The 21707-nt window shown below is 43.2% G+C and carries 23 protein-coding genes, 1 pseudogene and 2 riboswitches; of the genes and pseudogenes, 13 read left to right on the top strand and 11 right to left on the bottom strand.

The window, feature by feature from the left end; genetic code table 11:
• Positions 1-31: 31 nt before the first annotated feature.
• The gene (locus B9L23_RS04910; protein WP_012749511.1) at positions 32-241 is read right to left on the bottom strand and encodes an alpha/beta-type small acid-soluble spore protein; all 210 of its coding nucleotides are present in this window, start codon (positions 239-241) and stop codon (positions 32-34) included.
• Between the two features lie 268 nt (positions 242-509).
• Between B9L23_RS04910 and B9L23_RS04915 the strand changes: the two are divergent.
• Positions 510-1745, top strand: a pseudogene (locus B9L23_RS04915) (MFS transporter).
• 161 nt (positions 1746-1906) lie between these two features.
• Here the strand turns inward: B9L23_RS04915 and B9L23_RS04920 are convergent.
• Positions 1907-2251, bottom strand: a complete 345-nt coding sequence (locus B9L23_RS04920) for a DUF3905 domain-containing protein (protein WP_012749512.1) — start codon at positions 2249-2251, stop codon at positions 1907-1909.
• A 104-nt stretch (positions 2252-2355) separates the two neighbouring features.
• Between B9L23_RS04920 and B9L23_RS20295 the strand changes: the two genes are divergently transcribed.
• The 4 genes from B9L23_RS20295 to B9L23_RS20710 all read left to right on the top strand — a co-directional run bounded on the left by B9L23_RS20295 (position 2356) and on the right by B9L23_RS20710 (position 3122).
• Positions 2356-2496: a hypothetical protein gene (locus B9L23_RS20295; protein ID WP_012749513.1), complete on the top strand. Its 141-nt coding sequence runs from the start codon at positions 2356-2358 to the stop codon at positions 2494-2496.
• Positions 2496-2657 (top strand): hypothetical protein, encoded by a 162-nt coding sequence (locus B9L23_RS20300; protein WP_012749514.1) that lies wholly within the window; start codon positions 2496-2498, stop codon positions 2655-2657. The genes B9L23_RS20295 and B9L23_RS20300 overlap by 1 nt, the downstream gene beginning before the upstream one ends.
• Positions 2654-2800 (top strand): hypothetical protein, encoded by a 147-nt coding sequence (locus tag B9L23_RS20305; RefSeq protein WP_012749515.1) that lies wholly within the window; start codon positions 2654-2656, stop codon positions 2798-2800. The genes B9L23_RS20300 and B9L23_RS20305 overlap by 4 nt, the downstream gene beginning before the upstream one ends.
• 94 nt (positions 2801-2894) lie before the next feature.
• Positions 2895-3122: a hypothetical protein gene (locus tag B9L23_RS20710; RefSeq protein ID WP_211278796.1), complete on the top strand. Its 228-nt coding sequence runs from the start codon at positions 2895-2897 to the stop codon at positions 3120-3122.
• Positions 3123-3251: 129 nt separating this feature from the next.
• Here the strand turns inward: B9L23_RS20710 and B9L23_RS20310 are convergent, their stop codons facing one another.
• Together B9L23_RS20310 and B9L23_RS04935 are read right to left on the bottom strand one after the other, a co-directional pair.
• Positions 3252-3422 (bottom strand): hypothetical protein, encoded by a 171-nt coding sequence (locus B9L23_RS20310; protein ID WP_169712515.1) that lies wholly within the window; start codon positions 3420-3422, stop codon positions 3252-3254.
• 104 nt (positions 3423-3526) lie between these two features.
• Positions 3527-5299 carry a B12-binding domain-containing radical SAM protein gene (locus tag B9L23_RS04935; RefSeq protein ID WP_089096980.1) on the bottom strand — a complete coding sequence of 591 codons (1773 nt, stop codon included), beginning with the start codon at positions 5297-5299 and terminating at the stop codon, positions 3527-3529.
• Positions 5300-5496: 197 nt separating this feature from the next.
• On the opposite strand from B9L23_RS04935, the gene B9L23_RS04940 reads away from it, so the two are divergent.
• Together B9L23_RS04940 and B9L23_RS04945 are read left to right on the top strand one after the other, a co-directional pair.
• A complete protein-coding gene (locus tag B9L23_RS04940; RefSeq protein WP_089096981.1) occupies positions 5497-7731 on the top strand; it encodes a PAS domain S-box protein in 2235 nt (744 codons plus the stop codon).
• A complete protein-coding gene (locus B9L23_RS04945; protein ID WP_062753680.1) occupies positions 7706-8203 on the top strand; it encodes a methylated-DNA--[protein]-cysteine S-methyltransferase in 498 nt (165 codons plus the stop codon). The genes B9L23_RS04940 and B9L23_RS04945 overlap by 26 nt, the downstream gene beginning before the upstream one ends.
• A gap of 177 nt (positions 8204-8380) precedes the next feature.
• On the opposite strand, the gene B9L23_RS04950 is transcribed toward B9L23_RS04945, so the two are convergent.
• The 6 genes from B9L23_RS04950 to B9L23_RS04975 all read right to left on the bottom strand — a co-directional run bounded on the left by B9L23_RS04950 (position 8381) and on the right by B9L23_RS04975 (position 15462).
• Positions 8381-9391: an ABC transporter permease gene (locus tag B9L23_RS04950; RefSeq protein ID WP_062677650.1), complete on the bottom strand. Its 1011-nt coding sequence runs from the start codon at positions 9389-9391 to the stop codon at positions 8381-8383.
• On the bottom strand, positions 9336-10883 hold the full coding sequence (locus tag B9L23_RS04955; protein ID WP_089096982.1) for a sugar ABC transporter ATP-binding protein: 1548 nt from the start codon (positions 10881-10883) through the stop codon (positions 9336-9338). Before B9L23_RS04955 ends, B9L23_RS04950 begins: the two co-directional genes overlap by 56 nt.
• Positions 10880-12025, bottom strand: a complete 1146-nt coding sequence (locus B9L23_RS04960; RefSeq protein WP_062753678.1) for a sugar ABC transporter substrate-binding protein — start codon at positions 12023-12025, stop codon at positions 10880-10882. Before B9L23_RS04960 ends, B9L23_RS04955 begins: the two co-directional genes overlap by 4 nt.
• Complete coding sequence (gene mtnA / locus B9L23_RS04965; RefSeq protein ID WP_089096983.1) at positions 12012-13082, bottom strand: S-methyl-5-thioribose-1-phosphate isomerase; 1071 nt, start codon at positions 13080-13082, stop codon at positions 12012-12014. The genes B9L23_RS04960 and mtnA overlap by 14 nt, the downstream gene beginning before the upstream one ends.
• 22 nt (positions 13083-13104) lie before the next feature.
• Entirely contained in the window at positions 13105-14307 is a 1203-nt protein-coding gene (gene mtnK, locus B9L23_RS04970) for an S-methyl-5-thioribose kinase (RefSeq protein ID WP_081189242.1), read from the bottom strand.
• An 81-nt stretch (positions 14308-14388) separates the two neighbouring features.
• A riboswitch (SAM riboswitch) is annotated at positions 14389-14552 on the bottom strand.
• Between the two features lie 94 nt (positions 14553-14646).
• The gene (locus B9L23_RS04975; RefSeq protein WP_089096984.1) at positions 14647-15462 is read right to left on the bottom strand and encodes a carbon-nitrogen family hydrolase; all 816 of its coding nucleotides are present in this window, start codon (positions 15460-15462) and stop codon (positions 14647-14649) included.
• A gap of 100 nt (positions 15463-15562) precedes the next feature.
• Here B9L23_RS04975 and B9L23_RS04980 point away from each other — a divergent pair, with 100 nt between their 5' ends.
• From B9L23_RS04980 to B9L23_RS05000, 5 genes are all read left to right on the top strand, one after another.
• On the top strand, positions 15563-16735 hold the full coding sequence (locus B9L23_RS04980; protein ID WP_089096985.1) for a pyridoxal phosphate-dependent aminotransferase: 1173 nt from the start codon (positions 15563-15565) through the stop codon (positions 16733-16735).
• A gap of 102 nt (positions 16736-16837) precedes the next feature.
• A riboswitch (SAM riboswitch) is annotated at positions 16838-16946 on the top strand.
• A 70-nt stretch (positions 16947-17016) separates the two neighbouring features.
• The gene (gene mtnW / locus B9L23_RS04985) at positions 17017-18258 is read left to right on the top strand and encodes a 2,3-diketo-5-methylthiopentyl-1-phosphate enolase (protein ID WP_089096986.1); all 1242 of its coding nucleotides are present in this window, start codon (positions 17017-17019) and stop codon (positions 18256-18258) included.
• Positions 18255-18914, top strand: a complete 660-nt coding sequence (gene mtnX / locus B9L23_RS04990; RefSeq protein WP_012749527.1) for a 2-hydroxy-3-keto-5-methylthiopentenyl-1-phosphate phosphatase — start codon at positions 18255-18257, stop codon at positions 18912-18914. The genes mtnW and mtnX overlap by 4 nt, the downstream gene beginning before the upstream one ends.
• Positions 18911-19552 (top strand): methylthioribulose 1-phosphate dehydratase, encoded by a 642-nt coding sequence (locus B9L23_RS04995; RefSeq protein WP_089096987.1) that lies wholly within the window; start codon positions 18911-18913, stop codon positions 19550-19552. Before mtnX ends, B9L23_RS04995 begins: the two co-directional genes overlap by 4 nt.
• 24 nt (positions 19553-19576) lie before the next feature.
• Complete coding sequence (locus B9L23_RS05000) at positions 19577-20119, top strand: 1,2-dihydroxy-3-keto-5-methylthiopentene dioxygenase (protein ID WP_012749529.1); 543 nt, start codon at positions 19577-19579, stop codon at positions 20117-20119.
• A 43-nt stretch (positions 20120-20162) separates the two neighbouring features.
• Here the strand turns inward: B9L23_RS05000 and B9L23_RS05005 are convergent, their stop codons facing one another.
• A complete protein-coding gene (locus B9L23_RS05005) occupies positions 20163-20894 on the bottom strand; it encodes a ZIP family metal transporter (protein ID WP_062677641.1) in 732 nt (243 codons plus the stop codon).
• Between the two features lie 292 nt (positions 20895-21186).
• Between B9L23_RS05005 and B9L23_RS05010 the strand changes: the two genes are divergently transcribed.
• Positions 21187-21630 (top strand): MarR family winged helix-turn-helix transcriptional regulator, encoded by a 444-nt coding sequence (locus B9L23_RS05010; RefSeq protein ID WP_062677640.1) that lies wholly within the window; start codon positions 21187-21189, stop codon positions 21628-21630.
• Positions 21631-21707 lie beyond the last annotated feature (77 nt).

Genomic DNA, 21707 nt, shown 5'->3' on the forward strand with positions numbered 1-21707 from the left:
CGAGTCCATTCACTCGGCTTTAATCGCCATTTTATTCGGTTTTTTGGAAAGCAGATCCGGAAAGTTGGCTTTGTGCTTGTGCGACTAACCGTTTTGTAATTTCGCCACCGACAGAGCCATTTGCGCGAGAAACCGTATTTGCTCCTAATTGTACGCCAAATTCTTGGGCAATTTCATATTTTATTTGATCTAACGCTTGTTCAATTCCAGGAACAAGCAATTTATTGCTTGATCTTGCCATTGTTTTCAGCCTCCTCATGTTTAAAATGTGTTGCATGTTTAGTATATGGAATTAGAATAGTTGTATAATGGGAATTAAAGGTTTTTAAGGGTAGGTTTGGTATAAATTTGTGATGAGAAAGTTGTGTGGAGTAAATGATTATTATTATAGAAAATGGAAGAATATGTATCTTGCCTCATTGTAGGCAAGATTTTTTGCACTGTATGCTTCATGAAAAAACGGAAATGATAAACATAAACGTGTAACATAAATAAAGGCAGGTATGGAGATGGAATGGATAGAGCAAATGCCGAAACAGGCAAGGACATCGGCGGGAAAAGGGGGGATGATTGCATCGCTTGCTTCTATTTCGCTAGTGATGACGCTTGGAAATTCGATGTTAATACCGGTGTTGCCGATCATCGAAAAGCAATTACATATTACTTCATTCCAAACGAGTTTACTCATTACGATGTATTCGGTTGTGGCAATTATTTTTTATTCCAATCGCTGGATATATGAGTGATCGGATGGGGAGAAAAAAAGTGATTATTCCAAGTTTATTGCTGGCGGCTATTGGAGGGCTTATTTCGGGATGGGCATCATGGAAGATGAATGAACCGTACGCGATGATGGTTGTGGGAAGGATGCTACAAGGGCTTGGAGCAGCGGGAGCATTTCCGATTGTGCTGCCGCTTGTTGGAGATTTATTTCCTGATGACAGCGAGGCAAGCAGCTGTCGAGGGACAATTGAAACAGCAAATACGTTTGGCAAAGTATTAAGCCCTATATTAGGTGCGATGTTTGCAAGCATCGTCTGGTTTTTGCCGTTTTTCGCGTTTCCGCTGTTTTGTGTTATTTCGCTTGCGATGATGCTTTTTTGCGTAAAATCTCCTTCGAAACAGGAGCATCCTCTTCCATTTCGGCAATTTTTACGAAATGTAAAAACGATTTTTCAAAGGGAAGGGCGTTGGCTATATGCGATTTTTGCCATTGGCGGTTTATTAATGCTCGTTTTATTTGCGTTTCTGTTTTTCTTATCAAGCCGTCTTGAAGATTACGGCATCGATGGAATAAAAAAAGGATGGGTGCTGGCCATTCCGCTTGGCGCGCTTTGTGCGGCATCGTTTATGACAGGAAAGAAAATCGGCGAAAATAAAACGTTAATGAAATGGTTAATTGCCGCTGGCGGGATGCTTGCTGGAGCGGCGATCATTGTTATCAAATTCTTTCCATCTCTTTGGTGGATGGTTGCGCTTTTTTCGCTTGTGGGCGTTGGCATTGGCATGATGCTTCCGTGTTTGGATGCCCTTATTACAGGAGGGATTGAAAAAAAGAGCGGGGAACGGTGACTTCATTTTACAGCTCGTTAAGGTTTATCGGTGTCGCTATGGGACCGCCTCTTGCTGCGCTGCTGATGAAAAGGGAGACATCCATGCTGTTGTTTCTGTTAGTTGCATTATGTTTTCTGGTAAGCGCCATCACATTTGTAGCGATTAAACCAGAAAAAGAAAAAGTAACATGAAGCATAATTTTGAAGTAAAGCGGTGTCTTGATACGATTACTGATGCGAAACATGTATACAAAAAGCATAAAACCGTAAAGCAAGCATAGGAAAAGGGATATCACAATAGTGAGGATATCCCTTTTTGCTTTTTGAAAATAATTTTGTTTCGAAATGATAGGCTAATCTTGCCCATAACTTGTATCAATGCTTGGGTGCATAAACGGAACCCTTTGGGACCGCCGTTTTGCTTCGAGAAGCTCGCGATTTTCTTCTGTATTCCAGCCGATGTCGTTTGTCGGGTGCACCCATTCATCGCCTGCCATAATGCTTGGATCGATCTCATCACTCCAGTGATTCAGCGGTGAATTTGGCGAGTTATATTTGCTGTCGCCGATTACGACACCATATTTATTGACAAATGGAGGCTGTGTTTTTATGCCAGTTCCCTTAAATGATGGAGCATGGATTTGATGAGGCATTGTCTCATCAAGAATTGGCGATTCGACTTTTTTATCTTGATCCATGTGGATATCACCTCAATTATAGTGTGAGCAAAAATATATATGGTTATGAATAAACCGTACAGTGTTTAAGGGAAAATAAGAAAAATGGCAAAGGGTGATGCCCGTTGAAAAACAGTTCATTTCCAGTTGCTGACCTGAAAGAGCAGACGTTAAAAAAAGTGCAAGAGCTGGAAAAACGGTTGCGTGAAGAAACAGGAGAAGAAATCGTCTTAATCGCTTATAAACATGAGAGGGGGAGTAAGTAATGAAGCGAAAAGTGAAGTTTAATGCAGCGAAAAACAATAACAAAACGCCGACAGAAAGCTTACCGGATACAGAATTTGCAGCGCAGTATGCGGGAGAAGAAGACATGAGCCGCGGAGCGAACCGCAATTCGAAAAAAGCGCGCCAAGGAGATGGACAATGAAGATGAGAGAAGAAAAACGAGAACGCCAACATAACGAAGCACGCGAGGAAATGGCGTTTGAATTTGGTGATTTTAACGCCCATCAGCCGCTTCAGCTAATGGAAGAGAGAAAACAACAGAAAAAAGCGAAAAAGAAAAAGTAGGGATAAACCCCATACCCGTCAAGTTAGCGGTATAAAATTTTTTAGGATGATACGCATGTTCGAAAAATCAATCAAAGGATGAAGAGAAAACCAAATGCTGGGCATGCCAAATAACCCTCAAGAAGAGGGTTATTTGGCATTTATATCCATAACCCACACTACCATATCCCCAATTTCTTTAAAAGATCCGATACCGTTTCCTCTCCTTTCCTTCGGTCTTTTCTCGCGTGTTTCCTTAACAGAGACAGGAGAGATGGAAGGGCGGTTTCCATCGCTTGGGGATGCAAAAGAAACCGATGCCAATACGATTGGAGGATATTAAGCGCTTTCCATTCACTGATCTCGGTTCCCTCCCGTTGATGCCAATACCTTCGTGCTTGGAACAGAAGAGTCTGCGTGACTAAAATGGCAATCAATGTCCCATATAAGTGGCATTCGAATCGTTCCTTCTTCATCTTTTTGACACGGTCAAGGTCAAATAAGGATTTCCAGCCCTTAAATATTCCGCTGTTAATGAACGCTGCCGCTGAATGAATCCGACTTTCCGTGCCAGACGGGTCAGTTCTTCAGAGGAGAAGAGTTGACGAATCGTTTTTATCCATGCCTTCATCTTTTTTGCCATCAAAAAACAATCCTTTCCAACGATGATTTTCGTTAGAAAGGATACCATGTTTTTGGCGCTGAAAAAAGATCAAATTCTTAACTTGATGGCTATGGGGATAAACCCTACTTTTTTATTGCGGCATTTGAAAAGGAAGATAGCGGGGCGGAAAAAATTTTCGTTTGCAATTGGATGGGATCAAAATAAGCAATCATCACCGTTGGGGTCAGACGTATTTCCTTTGTTTTCAGATAATGGCCGATGTCAAATTCGATTATTTCCATGACCGTATGTTTAAATAATTTTTTTTCATTCAATTCCAGTGAGACGAATTCATTCCCTAATTGTTCCGGATGTTCGAGCAGCTGGCGATAAAGCGAGGAACGCAGCGATTTGTCCGTTTTTTCTTCCCACCATGGTTTGCGCGGCTTATGTTTTTGATTGCGTAAATAGTCATATTTCATTAACGCTTCAATGATTGGAAGTTCATCCAGTTTTTTTGTCTGCAAAAATTCATGTAGACGGCGGAATAAGTCTTCAAGCTGATGCCCGATTTTCGCCCAGCCGCGTTCGTCCCAGTATGTGCCAAATTCTTGGAAGAAATCAAATGGCGATGGGAATACGTTTGTTACTAAATATTCGATCGTTTCATCCATCCGATGCGCATTCCAATATTTTTCTAACACATCTTCTACTTGTTTAATGCGGATGATGTCATCAAAAGAAAGCACATTATTTTGCAATACTTCATATGGTGCGTGATCCATAAATACGTAGCCGTAGTCTTTTGCGCGCAGGCGAAGGCCGGTGCCGCGAAGCATTTTTAAAAAGCCTAGCTGCAATTCTTCCGGACGGAGTGCGAAAACGTCGTTAAACGTTTTTCGGAATGATGTATAGTCCTCTTCCGGAAGTCCGGCAATTAAATCGAGATGTTGAGCAATTTTTCCGCCTTCTTTCACCATCATCACAGTGCGGGTTAATTTTTCAAAATTTTGTTTGCGCATGACAAGCCGGTTTACTTCATCATTTGTCGATTGCACACCGATTTCAAAGCGGAACAGTCCTGGTGGTGCTTCTTTGTTTAAAAACTCGATGACTTCCGGACGCATAATGTCTGCCGTAATTTCAAATTGAAATACGGTTCCCGGAACGTGTTCATCAATAAGAAATTGAAACATATCCATCGCATAGCTTCGGCTGATGTTAAACGTACGGTCGACGAATTTAATCGTGCGCGCTCCATGCTTCATTAAATAGCGGATATCTTCTTTAATTTTTTCCCGGTCGAAATAGCGGACTCCGACTTCGATCGATGATAAGCAAAACTGGCAGCTGAACGGGCAGCCGCGGCTCGTTTCGATATACGTAATGCGTTTCGGTAAATGTGGAATATCTTCTGGAAAACGAAATGGTGATGGCATATCGGCTAAGCGAATTTTATTTCGCTGCGGATTAATAAAGATGTCCCCATGATGGCGAAACGCGAGCCCGTGGACGTTGTGGAAGTTGCGATCTCCATGCATCTCCATCAAAAATTGTTTAAACGTTTCTTCCCCTTCACCGATGACAATAAAATCAAACTCCGGCACGGTTTCCATCCATTCGCGCACGTCATAGGACACTTCTGGACCGCCGACGACAATGGTGATATCAGGAGCGATCTTTTTTAACATTTTTACGACTTTAATGGTTTCTTCGATATTCCAAATATAGCAGCTAAATCCGATAATATCTGGTTTTCTTCGATAAAGGTCGGTCACGATGTTCATCGCCGGATCTTTAATCGTATATTCGACAAGCTTTATATCAAACTCTGGCTGGGCGTATGCCTTTAAGTAGCGAATCGCTAAATTCGTATGAATATATTTCGAGTTTAATGTCGTACAAATAATATTCATCGAAATAAACCCCTTTACGAGAGCATTGTAAAACAACATTTTAATATAACATATTTTAGACAAAAGAAAAAGAAGAAAAACTTGTCGAACATTGGAAAAATTTATTTTCATGGAATTTTTCGAATAAACGGAAGGAGTAAATTTTTCGGCAGAGAATATATAATAATTTGATATGGTTTGGAGAAGGAGGGATAAACATGAATAATAGCCTTTCTCCCCGTGAAGAACAAAGCTTGGTAGTGGATGTAAAGTCATTAGAAGAAGAAAATAGACGGTTAAAAGAACGGTTAAATGGCTATTCAATTATTTTTGAGCGATCTTTGGATGCGATTGTCATTTTTAATAAAAATGGCGAATTTGTGGATGTGAATGAAGCGGCATGTCAACTATTCGAAATGGAGAAATATGAATTGATTGGAAAAAAGATGACGATGTTTCTTGACTTAGTCCCTCCGGATATTTTAATGTTTCAGCAATCAATGTTACATAAATTTGGCTCATTTAGCGATGAGCTGCTCATAAAGCTAAGGAACGGAAAAGTGAAACATATTGAGTTTTCAATGAAAAAAGACGCGTTTAACGAATTTGATTTAGTAATTATGCGTGATATTTCCGCTCACAAAGCACTTGAGAGAGAGCGGATTATTCATGAGTTTCTATTTAAAGATGTGTTTAACCGCGCGGTAGATAGCATTGTGATTTTCGATGAATTTGGCCGTTTTATTGATGTAAATCCTGCTTTTTGCATGAGTTTAAACTTAGAAAAAGAGAAGCTGTTAAAATTATCGTTTCAGCAGTTTATCTCTAAAGAATGTGCCGATGATTTTGTGCGCCTTCTTGCTGAATTAAAAGAAAAAGGAACGGCAAAAGGAGAATTGTCGCTCGTCCGTTTTGACGGTACGGTAAAAATGTTTGAACTTACAACGACATCAAACGTATATAGCGGTTTTTACATGGCGATTATGCGAGATGTCACTGAGAGGAAGAATATGGAAATAAAATTGCAAAAAAGTGAAGAAAGATTTCGTGCCATTTTTGAACAAGCTCATGAGGCGATTTTGATTTGGGATGACCAGGGGCATATTTTGAACGCAAATCATGCCGCAAGCCGGACGTTTGAGCTGCCGCTGAATTTACTTGTTCGGAAAAATTTGCTTGATTTCCTTGACCACGATGATGAAAAAGTACAGCGTGTATTTGCGGAGTTCCGCATAAAAGGAGAAATCCGCGACGAATTAACATTCCATATGCCAAATGGACAAGATAAACAACTTGAGTTTACGATGAAGCAAGGAGCGATTGATGGCTATCATTTGACTATTTTCCGCAACGTTACAGAACGGAGAAAAATGGAAAGGGAACTGCGCGAGAGTGAACAAAAATTCCGCAGCATTTTTGACCATTCTATGAACGGAATATTATTATGGGGAGAAGGTTATCACATTTTAGATGTGAATCCGATCGCTTGTGAAATTTTTCAAGCAACGAAAGAACAATTGCTTCATCGGCCGATTACAGCGTTTATCCCGGAAAAAGCACGGAAACATTTCTATAAATTGGCTCAACAATGTGATCGTTTGGGAGAAGCGTATGCGGAGATGGATTTTTCAAATGGCGGGAAACAAAAAATTGTAGAGTTTTCACTAAAGAAGGAAATCATCCCAGGTGTAGGAATGATTATGCTGCGTGACATTACTGAAAGAAAAGAAATGGAGTTGCAGCTAAGAAAATCTGATACCCTTAATGTTGTAGGGGAACTTGCCGCGGGCATTGCTCATGAGATCCGCAACCCGATGACGGCGCTAAAAGGATTTATCCAATTATTACAAGGAAGTATTAAAGAGGACTATTCCATGTACTTTAATGTTATTATGTCTGAACTGAAGCGAATCGAATCGATCATTACCGAATTTCTTGTCCTTGCTAAACCGCAGGCGATTCAATATCAACAAAATGATGTATGCAAAATCATGCAAGATACGATCGATTTAATTAGCGCCCAAGCGACGATGCATAACGTGCAAATTGTCGCTGATTTCGCGCCGCATATCCCATTCATTTATTGCGAACCGAACCAATTGAAGCAAGTGTTTATTAATATATTAAAAAATGCGATTGAAGTGATGCCAAAAGGCGGGGAGGTTACTGTTCGAATTAATCGGCTTGATGATAGTCATATCCGCATTTCCATTACAGATCAAGGTTGCGGTATTCCGCAAGATAAAATCAAAAAGCTTGGCCAACCGTTTTATACGACGAAAGAACGCGGTACTGGACTTGGATTGATGGTTAGTTATAAAATTATTGAAGAACATCAAGGAAAAATTGATGTGGAAAGTGAAGTTGACGTTGGTACGACGTTTCATATCACACTTCCGATTGAACGAGTGGAGAAAGAGGATGAACATGAAACTGGAATACAGCATATATAAGTCAGATCTGCTTGGCTGTATTTACGTTATATCCGACGGCGAGGCGATTGTAAGTGTTGAACTTTTTGAGGAAGATTGGCAGCAGCTCCGTCAACAATATGAAATGATAAAAAGCAATTCTCCTTTATTAGAAAACGCTGTACAACAGCTTGACGAATATTTTCATGGCAAACGGAAAGCATTTCACTTGCCTTTAAAATGGAAAGGGACGGAATTTCAGGAACAAGTATGGCAGGCGCTTTGTGAAATTCCGTACGGAACGACGGTCAGCTACAGTGATATTGCTGAAAAAATCGGCCGCCCGAAAGCGGTGCGGGCGGTTGGACAGGCAAATCGAGCAAATGAGCTGGCTATTTTCGTTCCGTGCCATCGAGTGGTTGGAAAAAATGGTTCGCTTACGGGATATGCTGGCAACCGGACAAATGTAAAAGAACGATTATTACAGTTGGAAAGACGGTATCGGACGATATAAAAAAACTAGAAGCAGCACTTGCTTCTAGTTTTTTTACGGCCTGCGTGATGTAACAAATTAGATGTAGTACACTTTGTTTTTTGCAATTGGGCCGGCTTTTAATCATTGCCATCTTTTTTTCGCTCGTCAACTGTCGGCAATGATAGCTTTGTTTATGATTAAGAAGGGGAAACGCTCCTATTTTTTTTGCATGTGCGATAACGCAAGCGCCCCGACTAAAATAGCCCCTTTAATGATATCCTGAGCGTAATACGGAACGTTCATCATCGTTAGTCCATTGAGCAGAACCCCCATTAAAATCGAGCCAAACAGCGTGCCGATGACGTTCGGTTTTCCCGCGCCAAACACGGAAAAGCCGATATAAGCGGCAGCTACTCCATCCATTAAAAAGGAGGCTCCTGCTGATACTTGTCCTGTTCCGATGCGGGAAGCGAGAACAATCCCGCCGAGCGCGGCAAAAAATCCGCTGATCACGTAAGCGTAAGTGCGGTAGCGATTGACAGGGATTCCCGAAAGCCGTGCTGCTTCCCGATTTTCTCCCGTCATATAAAACAATCTTCCTGGTTTGGTATATGTTAAAAATAGATGAGCAGCAATGACGACCACTAGCATTAATAAAACAGAAAACGGAATGCCGAATACTTCCCCTTGACCGATAAATAAAAAGGAAGGAATGAATTTGCCCGGCGCCGTTCCTCCGTCTGGAAGCGGCATGTCGTTGTAAATGGAAAATCCTTTCGTGTACGTCAGCTGCACGCCGTTAATCGCATACATCGTCGCCAATGTAGCCAGTAAATCCGGCAATTTTAATTTCACAATTAATAACGAGTTTAATAAGCCGACGGCGACTCCCAGTAAAAGCGGAACAAGCAACGTCACTAGAATTTCCTGGCGGTATAATACGAGTGCCGCGGCGCTTGCGATCGTTGCTAGGCTGACGGTCGAACCAACAGATAAATCAAATCCATCCACAATTAGAGAAAAGGTGATGCCAATAGCGACGAGTGTGACGATGGAAATAGATCGTAAAATATCGCTGAAATTTTCATACGTAAAAAACCGATCAAGAGTAATGCCAAAATAAGCAATGACGACGAGAATGGCAAGCAGTGTGCCATGCTTATATAAAAATTCAAGAAGAGATGGCGCTTGCTTTTTCTTGGCGATCGAAACGGCTGGCTGTGCCATCCAAATCACCTCCGCTGCAGTAATAAATCAATTGTTCATAGGTGGTATCACGCGCGGAAACACGTTTAACAAGCTGTCCGCCTACCATGATATAAATCGTATCAGCGATATCGAGCAGTTCTTGAAATTCACTCGTTAAATATAAAATCGCTTTTCCTTCATCGGCGAGGGAGCGGATGATCGAAAATACCTCTTGTTTCGCGTTGACATCAATACCTTTTGTCGGTTCATCAAAAATGAATACATCAGCGTTTGTCTTTAACCATTTGCCAATGACGACTTTTTGTTGATTGCCGCCGCTTAGCTGTTTGACAACCGCTTGCGGAAAAGGCGGATGAATTCGTAATACATCCACTAAATGTTGAGCAACTTGTGTTTCTTTCTTTTGCAACACCCATTGCCACTTTGTTAATGATGATAATAGCCGAACCGTAAGATTCGTACGGACTGTTTCATTTAAGAAAAGCCCTTGTTTTCTCCGCTCTTCCGGAATAAGGCAGATTCCAGCCGCAATCGCTTCTTTTGGCGAGGAGAACGTATAACGCTTTCCATCGATCCACCATTCTCCCGTCGCTTTTGTATGGGCGATTAGACTTTCGGCGAGTTCGGTTTTCCCGGCTCCAGCAAGTCCGGCAATGCCGACGATTTCCCCTTTATGAATTTCCAAATCGACGGTTGTGCCTGTTTTCGCGATGCGCAGCTGTTCCACTTTGAAAAGAATGTCATCACTGTATGTGCGTGCTTCTTTTTGCACGGTTGTATAAGCGCGTCCAACCATATGTTGAATCATTTCTTCTAGTGAAAGGGTGGAAACATCGCCATGGTGGACGACGTTTCCGTCACGCAAGATGGTGACGCGGTCGCAAATCTCTTTTACCTCTTTCAATTTGTGAGAAATATAAATGAATGAAACTCCCTGTGCTTTTAAATCGTTGATAATTGTAAACAGCCGCTTCGTCTCTGTTTCACTGAGCGCGGCGGTCGGCTCATCTAAAATAATGTATCGGGCCGATGAGGAGAGCACTTTTGCTAAAACGATGAGCTGTTTTTCATGCAAGGTGCATTCGCGAATAAGCTTGTTCGGCGAAATCGACAGACCAACTTGGCGCAAAAGCTTTGCGGCCCGATGTTTTTGCTGTTTCCATGAAAGAAGAGGCTTTTGTTTTGTATCAACGATGTCGCTAGCAGCAATATTTTCATAGACGGTCAGCGATGGAAACAGGGCGGTATCGACCTCTTGAACAACTAATCCAATGCCTGCTTTTTTCGCATCAGCAGGAGAAGAAAATCGGCGCTCTTCTCCATCTATTGTTATCGTGCCTTTGTCTGGAAAAAGGGCGCCGGCGAGAATTTTCATCAATGTGCTTTTCCCAGCTCCATTCATCCCTAAAAGGGCGTGAACTTCTCCTTTTTGTACATGGAGATTCACGCCGTTTAATACGTTTACCGTGCCAAACGATTTATAAATATTGTTCATATAAAGACCGTTCATTTGTTTTTCACCTGTGCTTCCAATGTTTTCATCCAAGGGGAAATGGCAACATTTGATTGCCCCCAGCCGGAAATGTATTCATGAAGCTCATTCATCGAAACTTGTTGGTTAGGCAAATCGGATCGTTTGACTAAATGCGGTTCTAGTGAATAAATGTTTGGCGTTTTCTCGCCAGCAATTTTTTGATACGCAAAGCGAACTTGAACGCGACCGACTTCGGCTGGATCCGTTGCTGTTGTAGCGACCCAAGGGCTGTTTGGCTTTTGCATCATTTGCAAATCTTCATCGCTTAAATCGATGCCATATACTTTAATTTCATTGCGTCCTGCTTGCTCGATCGCACGCGTTGCGCCTTTGGCAAATTCATCCCAAGTCGCAAACACTGCGTCAATATCGCCTTTATTCGGATATTTTTTCAAAATCGCTTCCATTTGCGTTTGTGTGTCTAAAGCGGTATTGGCGCTGGCCGTACCAAATTTCGCCACTTCTTTGATGTTCGGATAGCGTTTTTTAAACGCATCGTAAATCACATGACGACGTTCCATCGGTGTAAATCCGCCAACCCAAATGGTGACGATGTTTCCTTCGCCGTTTAAGTCTTCGGCCAATGTTTTTAACGTTTTCCATGCAAGGCTGTAGTCATCTTGGTCAATCACTGTTACGCCTGGGATGTTTAAATCGTTATCGAATGCGACAACAGGAATGCCTTTTTCGACTGCTTTTTTCACCGGACCTTCCAACGCATCAGCGCGTCCGTGATCTAATAGAATCGCATCGACGTTTTGCGTAATGGCTGTTTCGACATAGGAAGCCATTTTCGTTAAGTCGTTATCCGCATTGTAAATTTGCACTTCGCCGCCAAATTTTTGCACTTGTTCTTTTACGCCAGCGATATACTGAGAAGAAAACGTGCCGATCGACATTTGCATAATGGCGGCAATTTTTATTGGTTTTTTTAATTCTTCAGGGATATCTGCTTGTTCGGTTGTTGCTGCTGTTGTTTCGCTTGCTTCTTCGGCCGTGCTGTTTTCTTGTTTGGCCGGTTTCGAACTGACGGCGTCTTGTTCATTCATGCAGCCGCTAAGGATGACGATAATGGAAAAAAGAAATGCGACTAAATAGTTAAGTCTAAATTGCTTCATGGCGAGCCTCCTTTGCAAACAGTGCTGGCAGTTCAGTTTCATAATTGCCGCGGACGATCCCTTTTTCGGTAATAATGGCCGTGATAAGGTCGTGCGGTGTTACATCGAACGCTGGATTATAAACGTTTACTCCTTCTGGAGCGATTCGCGTTCCGGCGATATGCGTCACTTCCTCTGGATTGCGTTCTTCAATCGGAATTTCTTCCCCTGTTTTGGTTGCTAAATCAATGGTCGATAATGGCGCGGCGACATAAAATGGAATGCCAAACGCTTTAGCGAGCAGCGCCAGTCCAAAGGTGCCGATTTTGTTGGCAGTGTCACCGTTGGCGGCAATTCGGTCGGCGCCGACAATGACAGCGGTAATGTTTTTCGCCTTGATCGTCTGCGCCGCCATATTGTCGGTAATAAGAGTGACGTCTACCCCCGCTTGCATCAATTCCCACGTCGTCAATCTTGCTCCTTGCAGGACCGGACGAGTTTCCGACGCGTAAACATGAAGATTCATCCCTTTTTCTTTCGCTAAATAAAACGGAGCAAGCGCCGTGCCATAGCGGGCGGTTGCGATCGAACCAGCATTGCAAATGGTTAAAACGCGGTCGCCGTTTTGAAATAAGGAAAGTGCATGCTCTCCGATGCGGCGGCATACATCTTCATCTTCAATTTGAATGCGAATCGCTTCATGGATGAGCGTCGTTTTTGCTTCGTTAACAGAGGAAACGTGGGCGATGCTGGAAACAAGCCGGTCTAATGCCCAAAACAAGTTCACTGCGGTTGGACGAGAGCTTGCTAAGTAGTCGCGGTCCTTTCGCACGTGCTCTTTAAATTTTTCCAGTGATTCTGTTTCATATTGCTGTGCAGAAAGAGCGAGGCCGTAAGCAGCCGTAATGCCGATCGCCGGTGCGCCGCGTACTTTTAACGTGGCGATTGCGTCCCGTACATCTTCAATATCTTTTAATTCCAAATATTCCGTCACTAATGGTAGCTTTTGTTGATTTAAAATTGTAATATGAGTGTCGTTCCATTCCACAGAGCGCGGGATTGCGAATGGTTCTGCCATTATGGTTCTTCCTTTCATTGTGTTAATTCGTTGCTGCAAGCACTGTTTGTGCGAAAAGGGAACGGATTTCTTTAGTGCTAGATAATGTTTCACGTTGCAAAATGAGGCTTCTGCCAAGACGAAGGGCATAACGTTTTGCTTGTAAGCGTTCCTCTTTATCCTCAATGCCATCAAGGTCAGCGACATGTGCTAATCCAATCGTGCGGCGGATGACTTCACATCCGGCAAAGCCGATCGCGTCAATAAACGTGTGATGCAGCACGTCTTCTAACAATCCTTCTGTTTTTGCATATGGTTCTACATTGTGAGTGCGCCAAAGATCAGAAAAGATTGTCGCAAATACATCCCAAGTTTTGTCGATATGAGCAAATAACGGTTCTTGTTGTTGTTCTGGGCGGGACAACGCATTTAACAGCAAGTTTGCGAAAAATTGGCCGATGTCAAAACCGAACGGGCCATAAAACGCAAACTCTGGATCAATGATTTTCGTTTCTTCATCGCTGGCAAAAATGCTTCCAGTATGCAAATCACCGTGGATGAGCGCATCTCCTTCGGTTAAAAACTTGCGCTTTAATTTGGCGACTTCTAAGCGGAGCTTGTCATCGTTCCAAAGCGCTTCTACATCATCGCGAAGCTCGTCTTCAAAGTTGTTCGTTTCATGATTAAAGAACGGATCGGTAAATACAAGGTCTTCGGTGATTTTGCATAATTCCGGATTAACAAAACTTTGCGCCAATTGTTTTTTTTCTTGTTGATTCATGCCAAAGTCGGAAGTGTAAAACGATGTCTTTGCGATAAATTCGCCAATATGCTGCGATAAAAGCGGATACGTTTTTCCTTCAATCAACCCTTTGCGGGCGATTTGCAAGTGAGATAAATCTTCCATAACGGTAATTGCCAAAGATTCATCGGAATAGTATACTTTTGGCACGTATTGCGGAACATAGCTTGCGAATGTGCGCAGCGCATTGCTTTCAATAACAGCGCGTTTTAATGTGAGCGGCCAGCTTTCACCGACTACTTTTGCGTACGGGAGCGCTTGTTTTACGATAATTCCTTTCTTTGTTTGCTGATCGACAACGCGGAAAACAAGATTTAAGTTGCCATCGCCAATTTCGCGGCAGGCAAGCGGTGTTCCTTCCGGAAAAAGACCGAGACGGACCGCCAAAGAGATTGCGCCTTGTTCCGTTAATGGTTCATAAACCGTTGGATGAGAAACTGGCATAATGTAAAACTCCCTCCTTCATGTAAATTAAAAAGCCTCTTTCTGCATAGAAAGAGGCTTGAAGATTCCATATCTTCGCACCTCTTATCTTTCAGAAAGAACGAGTCTTTCTGTTGGACTTAGCACCGTGCCCTGCGGAAGTAGCGAACTTCCGGCGCCAAAAAGTGCGCCCTATCTCACGATAGTATTACGGTCGGTTGCTGGGCTTCATTGGGCCAATTCCCTCAGCCAACTCTTGATAAGAGTGTGTCAGCATATTCAATTTTTTAATTTTCGCTATGTTGGCAATTTTGAAGTTTTATGCTTGATACGAATCATACATGGTCACGAAATGATTTGTCAACTCTTTTTTAAAAAATTTTTTTCTGCAGCGATGTAGTCGTTAGCTCTGCGGTCCGCAAAAATCGGGATTTGTTTTCGCACTTCTCTTACTTTTTGAAGATCGATTTGTGCCATTAACGTACAAGGTTCTTCATTTGCTTCTGCAATGATTTCTCCCCATGGGTCAACCACCAGCGAATGACCGGCAAAGACATTGTTTGGATCGCTTCCAGCGCGATTGCACGCGATGACGTAGCATTGATTTTCAATCGCGCGCGCTGCAAGCAGTGTACGCCAATGCGAAAGGCGAGGAAGCGGCCACTCGGCGACGACAAATAACACTTCCGCCCCTTGGACCATATGGACGCGAATCCATTCTGGGAAGCGGATGTCATAACAAATGACGCCTGCACATTGAGTGTTTTCTAATGTGAACAATCCCATTTCTTCCCCTGGCTGTAAGTAAAGATGTTCATCCATCAGCTGGAACAAATGGAGTTTGCTATATTCGCCAACGATGATACCGTTTCGGTCGGCGATGTACATTGTATTGGTGACGCCGCGATCTGTTTTTCTGGCAATTGATCCAGCGACAATATTGACATGATGCGACTTGGCAAGTTTTTGAATGAACGCTTTTGTACGCATACCGCCCTCATCGGCAATCTCATCGAGTCTGGTTAAGTCATAGCCAGTCGTCCATAGTTCAGGAAGGACGATAATATCTGGGTGATTTTTTGAAATTTTTTCTATTTCTCTTTCAACGCGCCGTTCGTTTTCATTAGGATTGCCAAAAGCGATATCTAGCTGAAGACATGCGATTTTTATCGTCATGAACATTCACCTCGAAAAAATTTTACTTTACATTTTGATTTTTACGATATATGATTTTTCACTAGAATTTCAAGAAAATTTTTGAGAAGGTGTTAACGCGATGAAACAATTTCCACTATCTGAGTTATTGCAGAGCCTTCCAAAACAGTTTTTTGCTTCGCTTGTCGATAAAGTCGCAAAAAAAATGGCGGAGGGGCATGACATCATCAATTTAGGGCAAGGAAATCCCGACCAGCCGACTCCACCGCATATCGTGGAGGCGATGCAAAAAGCGGTGGCGAACCCAAAATATCACAAATACTCGCCATTTCAAGGGTATTCCTTTTTGAAACGCGCCGTTGCTAAGTTTTATGAGCGCGAATACGGCGTTGCCATTGATCCGGAAAAAGAAGTGGCGGTTTTGTTTGGCGGGAAAGCGGGTCTTGTGGAGATCCCGCAATGTTTAGCCAATCCAGGCGATATTGTGCTCGTGCCTGACCCGGGATATCCGGATTATTGGTCGGGGATTGCGCTGGCGCGCGCGGAAATGGTGATGATGCCATTGCGTGCGGAAAATCAGTTTTTGCCTGATTATGATGAAATTCCTGCGAGTATTGCGGAAAAAGCAAAAATCATGTTTTTAAACTATCCAAATAATCCAACCGGGGCGATCGCTTCTAAGGAGTTTTTTGAAGAAACGGTGTCGTTTGCCGCAAAACACGGAATTTGTGTCGTTCATGATTTTGCTTACGGTGCGATTGGCTTTGACGGAAAAAAACCGGTCAGCTTTCTTCAAGCAGAGGGGGCAAAAGAAATTGGCGTTGAAATTTATACATTCTCCAAAACATATAATATGGCGGGCTGGCGCGTGGCGTTTGCCGTTGGAAATGAGAGCGTGATCGCGGCGATTAACTTGCTGCAAGACCATTTATATGTGAGTTTGTTTGGCGCCATTCAAGAAGCGGCGGCAACCGCATTGCTTTCTTCGCAGCGCTGCGTGGAAGAGCTTGTCGCACTGTATGAATCGCGGCGCAATACGCTTATTGACGCGTTGCGGCAAATTGGCTGGGATGTCGACGCCCCAAAAGGTTCATTTTTTGCGTGGCTTCCGGTGCCGAGCGGATGGACATCGGAACGTTTTTCCGATTATTTGCTGGAAAAAGCGCATGTCGTTGTCGCGCCGGGAATTGGATTTGGCAAGCATGGAGAAGGATATGTGCGAGTTGGGTTATTAACAAGCGAATCCCGCCTGCAAGAAGCGGCGGAACGGATTGCGAAGCTTGGTCTTTTCTAAAATGGGTTAAAAAATGATTGACAGAGCGAAAAAATACTGTCATAATTCAAATTAAATTTTCGAGCGCGAATAGTTTGAAAAGTGAATACGATATTGCAAGCATTCTTATCAAGAGCAGGCGGAGGGACAAGCCCAATGAAGCCCGGCAACCGGCTTAACGACGGTTAAGCACGGTGCTAATTCTTGCAGCGGAAACGCTGAGAGATAAGAAGAGCGTGAATAAATAAAGCCTCTTCTTATGAAGAGGTTTTTTTGATGGATGAACAGAAAGAGGGATGATCATGAGTCAAGTAATTGCCACATATCTTATTCACGATGAAAAAGATTTAGAGAAAAAGGCGGAAGGAATTGCGCTTGGGTTGACCGTTGGTTCGTGGACGGATTTGCCGCTTCTTGAGCAGGAACAATTGCGCAAGCATAAAGGAGTAGTTGTAAGCGTACAAGAACTCGAGGAGAACGAACGCGCCAACCGTTACTTTGGAAAGCGATTGAAGCGTGGAATCGTTCGCATTGCATACCCGAGCTTAAACTTTAGCGCGGATATTCCGGCGCTTTTAACGACGGTGTTTGGCAAATTGTCGCTGGATGGAGAAGTGAGGTTGCTAGATTTAACGTTTTCCGACGAATGGAAAAGAAAGTTTCCTGGCCCGCGTTTTGGCATTGACGAAATCCGCAAAAAAGTGGGTGCATATGAACGTCCGCTTCTGATGAGCATTTTTAAAGGGATGATCGGCCGCGATTTAACGTACTTATCCGAGCAGCTGAAACAACAAGCGCTCGGCGGGGTCGATCTCGTTAAAGACGATGAAATTTTGTTTGAAAACGAATTAACGCCGTTTGAAAAGCGAATTACGGCTGGAAAAGCGGTGTTAAACGAAGTGTACGAAAAGACAGGAAAACGGACGTTATATGCGGTGAACTTGACTGGAAAAACGTTCGAATTGAAGGAGAAAGCAAAACGCGCAGTCGAATTAGGAGCCGATGTATTGTTATTTAACGTATTTGCGTACGGTTTGGATGTGCTCCAAGGGTTGCGAGAAGATGATGAGATCACCATTCCGATCATGGCTCATCCGGCATTCAGCGGGGCGTTTACTCCATCGGAGTTTTACGGAATAAAAGCATCCTTGCTGCTTGGCAAATTGCTTCGCCTTGTTGGTGCAGATTTTGTGCTTTTTCCATCGCCATACGGAAGCGTTGCTCTTGATAAAGAAGAGGCGCTTGGCATTGCCGCGGAGTTGACGAATGATAAGGAGCCGTTTAAACGGTCGTTCCCAGTTCCGTCAGCTGGCATTCATCCAGGGCTTGTGCCATTGTTGTTCCGCGATTTTGGCATAGATAGCATCGTCAATGCAGGCGGCGGCATACACGGACATCCAGACGGAGCGACAGGCGGCGGCAGAGCATTTCGCGCTGCGATCGATGCGGCTCTTGCCGGAAAATCGCTTCATGAAGCAGCGCGCGAAAATGAGGCATTGCGAAAGGCGATTGACTTATGGGGCGCAGTAGAGGTGACATCATGACAAAACCAATCATATTTTGTGATTTTGATGGGACGATTACAGACAATGACAACATTATCGCGATTATGAAACGGTTTGCGCCGCCGGAGTGGGAAACGTTAAAAGACGATATATTATCACAGCGCATCTCGGTGCAAGAAGGGGTTGGCGCGATGTTTTCCCTTCTTCCATCGGGTTGGAAAGAAGAGATTGTCGATTTCATTTTACAAAATGCCCGCATCCGTGATGGGTTTCGCGAATTTGTCGCGTTTACGAAGGAACGTGATATTTCGCTATATGTCATAAGCGGCGGCATCGACTTTTTTGTCTATCCGCTTTTAGAAGGGCTCATCGAAAAAGAGCGCATCTTTTGCAATGGCTCTGATTTCAGCGGAGAGACAATTCGCATTACATGGCCGCATTCATGTGATGAACAGTGTCAAAACGGCTGCGGCTGCTGCAAGCCGTCGTTGCTTCGAAAATTGACAAAGCCTGATGCCTTTCATATCGTCATCGGCGATTCGATCACCGATTTAGCAGTGGCAAAGCTGGCGGATCATGTTATCGCCCGTGACTTTTTGCTGCAAAAATGCCAAGAACTAGATATTCCGCATACGCCGTTTACAACGTTTTTCGATGTCATTCATTTTCTGGAGACGATGGAGGTGAAGTCATGAGTTTACTTGTGAAGAGATGGAAAGAGCTTGCCGAGATAAAAGCGGAATTGGCGGCGCGCGATTGGTTTTTTGCCACAAGCGGCAACTTGTCGATCAAAGTAACCGATGACCCGCTCACTTTTTTAGTCACGGCGAGCGGCAAAGACAAACGCAAGCAGACAGACGAAGATTTTTTGCTTGTCGACGCTTCTGGAAATCCAGTGGAGAATACGCATTTAAAGCCGTCCGCCGAAACGCTTTTGCATGTGGAAATTTACAAGAAAACGAACGCGGGCTGCGGTCTCCACGTCCATACGATCGACAATAACGTTATCTCCGAATTGTACGGAGATGACGGAGAAGTTGCGTTTTCCGGCCAGGAAATTATTAAAGCGTTTGGGATTTGGGAAGAAGATGCGGTCATCCGCATTCCGATTATTCCGAATTACGCGCATATTCCAACGCTTGCGAAGGAATTTGCCAAGCATGTAAACGGCGATGCCGGTGCGGTATTGATCCGCAACCACGGCATCACCGTATGGGGAAGAGACGCGTTTGAGGCAAAGAAGTTTTTAGAAGCATGGGAGTTTTTATTCAGCTGGCACGTCAAGTGGCTGCTCCTAAAGCAGACCGCCGTGCAGCCGGTTGTTAAACCATAAAAATTGATGAAGGGGGAAATTCCAATGGCAGTAATCAAAGTGAGAAAAACGGGAGAAGTGATTGAAGGAGAAGAAAATGTCCGCAGCTTTTTAAACAAACAAGGCGTGTTGTACGAGCATTGGGACATTAACAAACTGCCGGAACATTTGCGCGACAAATATGTATTGACCGACGAAGAAAAAGAGGAAATTTTGGCGACGTTTAAAGAAGAAATTGAAGATTTGGCGGCGAGAAGAGGCTACAAAACTTGGGATATCGTCGCCTTATCGGATGCGACGCCGAATTTGGATGAACTGTTGAAAAAGTTTGAACAAGTGCACATTCATACGGAAGACGAAGTGCGCGCTATTACTGCTGGCCATGGTATTTTTATCATCAAAGGGGACAGCGAAACAGGGTATTTTGATGTCGAGCTTGAAGCTGGCGATGTTATTTCTGTGCCGGAAGGAAACCCGCATTATTTCACCTTAATGGATGACCGCCAAGTCGTCGCTGTCCGCCTGTTTATCGATCCGTCCGGCTGGGTCGCCCATCCGTATGAAGAAAAAGAAGAAGTAGGCCAGTAATGGCAATAACCCCCTGTCTTCTTCAAGCAGGGGGGTGTTTTTATTAAAACGATTCTACTAAAAAAATCATAAATAATATGCCAATGATAAACGAATAGGTAGATGTCCGCTCATTTCCATCCCCGTGGCTTTCCGGAATGAGTTCTTTATAAATAATAAACAACATTGCACCTGCGGCGAATGCAAGGCCATACGGGACGAGCTGGCGAAAAAAGGATGTTAAATAAAATCCGAGAAGTGATGTCACGATTTCAACCGCTCCTGTAAGTGTAGCGATGATAAATGCCTTCCATCTTCCAATCTGTTGATGAATTAAAAAAAGCGCGACTAAAAATCCTTCCGGAGCGTTTTGTAATCCAATGGCTAGCGCGATTAAATTACCTGTTTCCGATACGTTCGAAGCATAGCTGACCCCGACCGACAATCCTTCTGGAATGTTATGTAACGTAATGGCTGCAATAATGAGCATCGCTTTTTCATCAAACTGAATTCCTTTTTTTGTATGTTCTAAATCAATATGCGGAACCGTCATTTCCAAAATGGTTAAAATAAGGACTCCAAAAAATAACCCGATTGTTAAAGTGAAAAAACTGCCTGCCTGTAATGCTTCAGGAATTAAACTCATCATGGAAGCCGCCATCATAATTCCAGCTGAAAACGCCAGCAATATGTCCCGCCAGCGGTGAGTAATCGATTTCGCCAAAAATAAAATTGGGATCGCACCTAATCCAGTGGATAACGCGGAAAGTATACTCCCAATGAATACTTGTTTCATCAAATCCTCCTTTCCGTACCTTTAGTGTTTTTATATGCGTTTTGAAATAAAAGGTGATAACCGCCCAAGCACTAAAAATAATTTATTCATATACTATATAATAATAAACAAAAATAACCAAATAGCGAGTATCTCGCTTGACGGGGGAAAAGGTGTCCACAAAAAAAGATTTGCACCGTGTTTAATATTTCAAGTATAATGCAAATAAGAAAATATTTTTAGAGAAGAGAATGATGGAATATAAATACTGACAATGACGTTGAATTTAACCGACAAAAGGGTTTGATTGTGGATGACGAGAGAGAAAGACATTGAACAATCGCTAAAATTGTTTATTGTATTATCAAGAGCATATCGAGCTGTCAGCGATCAAGTGAATAAGTCGATTCAATCATTTGGCGTGAATCCGACGGAGTTTGCGGTCTTAGAATTGCTTTACCATAAAGGGGATCAGCCGTTGCAGCAAATTGGCGGCAAAATTTTGCTCGCTAGCGGCAGCATTACATATGTAATAGACAAGCTGGAGCAAAAAGGGTTAATTGTGCGAAAAGCATGTGAAACAGACCGCCGTGTCACATATGCTTCGATTACGGAAAAGGGAAGAGCGTTTATCGAAAAGGTTTTCCCAGAGCATGCGCAAACGATTCACGAAACCGTTTCCGGCTTGACTCCTGAAGAAAAGGAACAGGCGATTGCGTTATTGAAAAAGCTGGGATACGGTGCAAAAAGAGAATAGCTGTTCGTCTAAAATAAGTGGCTGCTTATTGCAGCCACTTATTTTTTGAAAAAAGGATAAGCTGTAAAAGGAAAAGG

It is taken from the genome of Parageobacillus galactosidasius, from assembly GCF_002217735.1.
GTDB classification, from domain to species: domain Bacteria; phylum Bacillota; class Bacilli; order Bacillales; family Anoxybacillaceae; genus Parageobacillus_B; species Parageobacillus_B toebii.

Bases quoted from the DNA above. Each gene is read 5' to 3' on its own strand.
- B9L23_RS20305 (WP_012749515.1), top strand. From the start codon at position 2,654: ATGAAGATGAGAGAAGAAAAACGAGAACGCCAACATAACGAAGCACGC.
- B9L23_RS04910 (WP_012749511.1), bottom strand. From the start codon at position 241: ATGGCAAGATCAAGCAATAAATTGCTTGTTCCTGGAATTGAACAAGCG.
- B9L23_RS04995 (WP_089096987.1), top strand. From the start codon at position 18,911: ATGAGTTTACTTGTGAAGAGATGGAAAGAGCTTGCCGAGATAAAAGCG.
- mtnA (WP_089096983.1), bottom strand. From the start codon at position 13,082: ATGGCAGAACCATTCGCAATCCCGCGCTCTGTGGAATGGAACGACACT.
- B9L23_RS04920 (WP_012749512.1), bottom strand. From the start codon at position 2,251: ATGGATCAAGATAAAAAAGTCGAATCGCCAATTCTTGATGAGACAATG.
- B9L23_RS05010 (WP_062677640.1), top strand. From the start codon at position 21,187: ATGACGAGAGAGAAAGACATTGAACAATCGCTAAAATTGTTTATTGTA.
- B9L23_RS04940 (WP_089096981.1), top strand. From the start codon at position 5,497: ATGAATAATAGCCTTTCTCCCCGTGAAGAACAAAGCTTGGTAGTGGAT.
- B9L23_RS05005 (WP_062677641.1), bottom strand. From the start codon at position 20,894: ATGAAACAAGTATTCATTGGGAGTATACTTTCCGCGTTATCCACTGGA.
- B9L23_RS04955 (WP_089096982.1), bottom strand. From the start codon at position 10,883: ATGAACGGTCTTTATATGAACAATATTTATAAATCGTTTGGCACGGTA.
- B9L23_RS04950 (WP_062677650.1), bottom strand. From the start codon at position 9,391: ATGGCACAGCCAGCCGTTTCGATCGCCAAGAAAAAGCAAGCGCCATCT.
- B9L23_RS04975 (WP_089096984.1), bottom strand. From the start codon at position 15,462: ATGACGATAAAAATCGCATGTCTTCAGCTAGATATCGCTTTTGGCAAT.
- B9L23_RS20310 (WP_169712515.1), bottom strand. From the start codon at position 3,422: ATGGCAAAAAAGATGAAGGCATGGATAAAAACGATTCGTCAACTCTTC.
- B9L23_RS04945 (WP_062753680.1), top strand. From the start codon at position 7,706: ATGAAACTGGAATACAGCATATATAAGTCAGATCTGCTTGGCTGTATT.
- mtnX (WP_012749527.1), top strand. From the start codon at position 18,255: ATGACAAAACCAATCATATTTTGTGATTTTGATGGGACGATTACAGAC.
- mtnW (WP_089096986.1), top strand. From the start codon at position 17,017: ATGAGTCAAGTAATTGCCACATATCTTATTCACGATGAAAAAGATTTA.
- B9L23_RS05000 (WP_012749529.1), top strand. From the start codon at position 19,577: ATGGCAGTAATCAAAGTGAGAAAAACGGGAGAAGTGATTGAAGGAGAA.
- B9L23_RS20300 (WP_012749514.1), top strand. From the start codon at position 2,496: ATGAAGCGAAAAGTGAAGTTTAATGCAGCGAAAAACAATAACAAAACG.
- mtnK (WP_081189242.1), bottom strand. From the start codon at position 14,307: ATGCCAGTTTCTCATCCAACGGTTTATGAACCATTAACGGAACAAGGC.
- B9L23_RS20710 (WP_211278796.1), top strand. From the start codon at position 2,895: ATGCTGGGCATGCCAAATAACCCTCAAGAAGAGGGTTATTTGGCATTT.
- B9L23_RS04980 (WP_089096985.1), top strand. From the start codon at position 15,563: ATGAAACAATTTCCACTATCTGAGTTATTGCAGAGCCTTCCAAAACAG.
- B9L23_RS04935 (WP_089096980.1), bottom strand. From the start codon at position 5,299: ATGAATATTATTTGTACGACATTAAACTCGAAATATATTCATACGAAT.
- B9L23_RS04960 (WP_062753678.1), bottom strand. From the start codon at position 12,025: ATGAAGCAATTTAGACTTAACTATTTAGTCGCATTTCTTTTTTCCATT.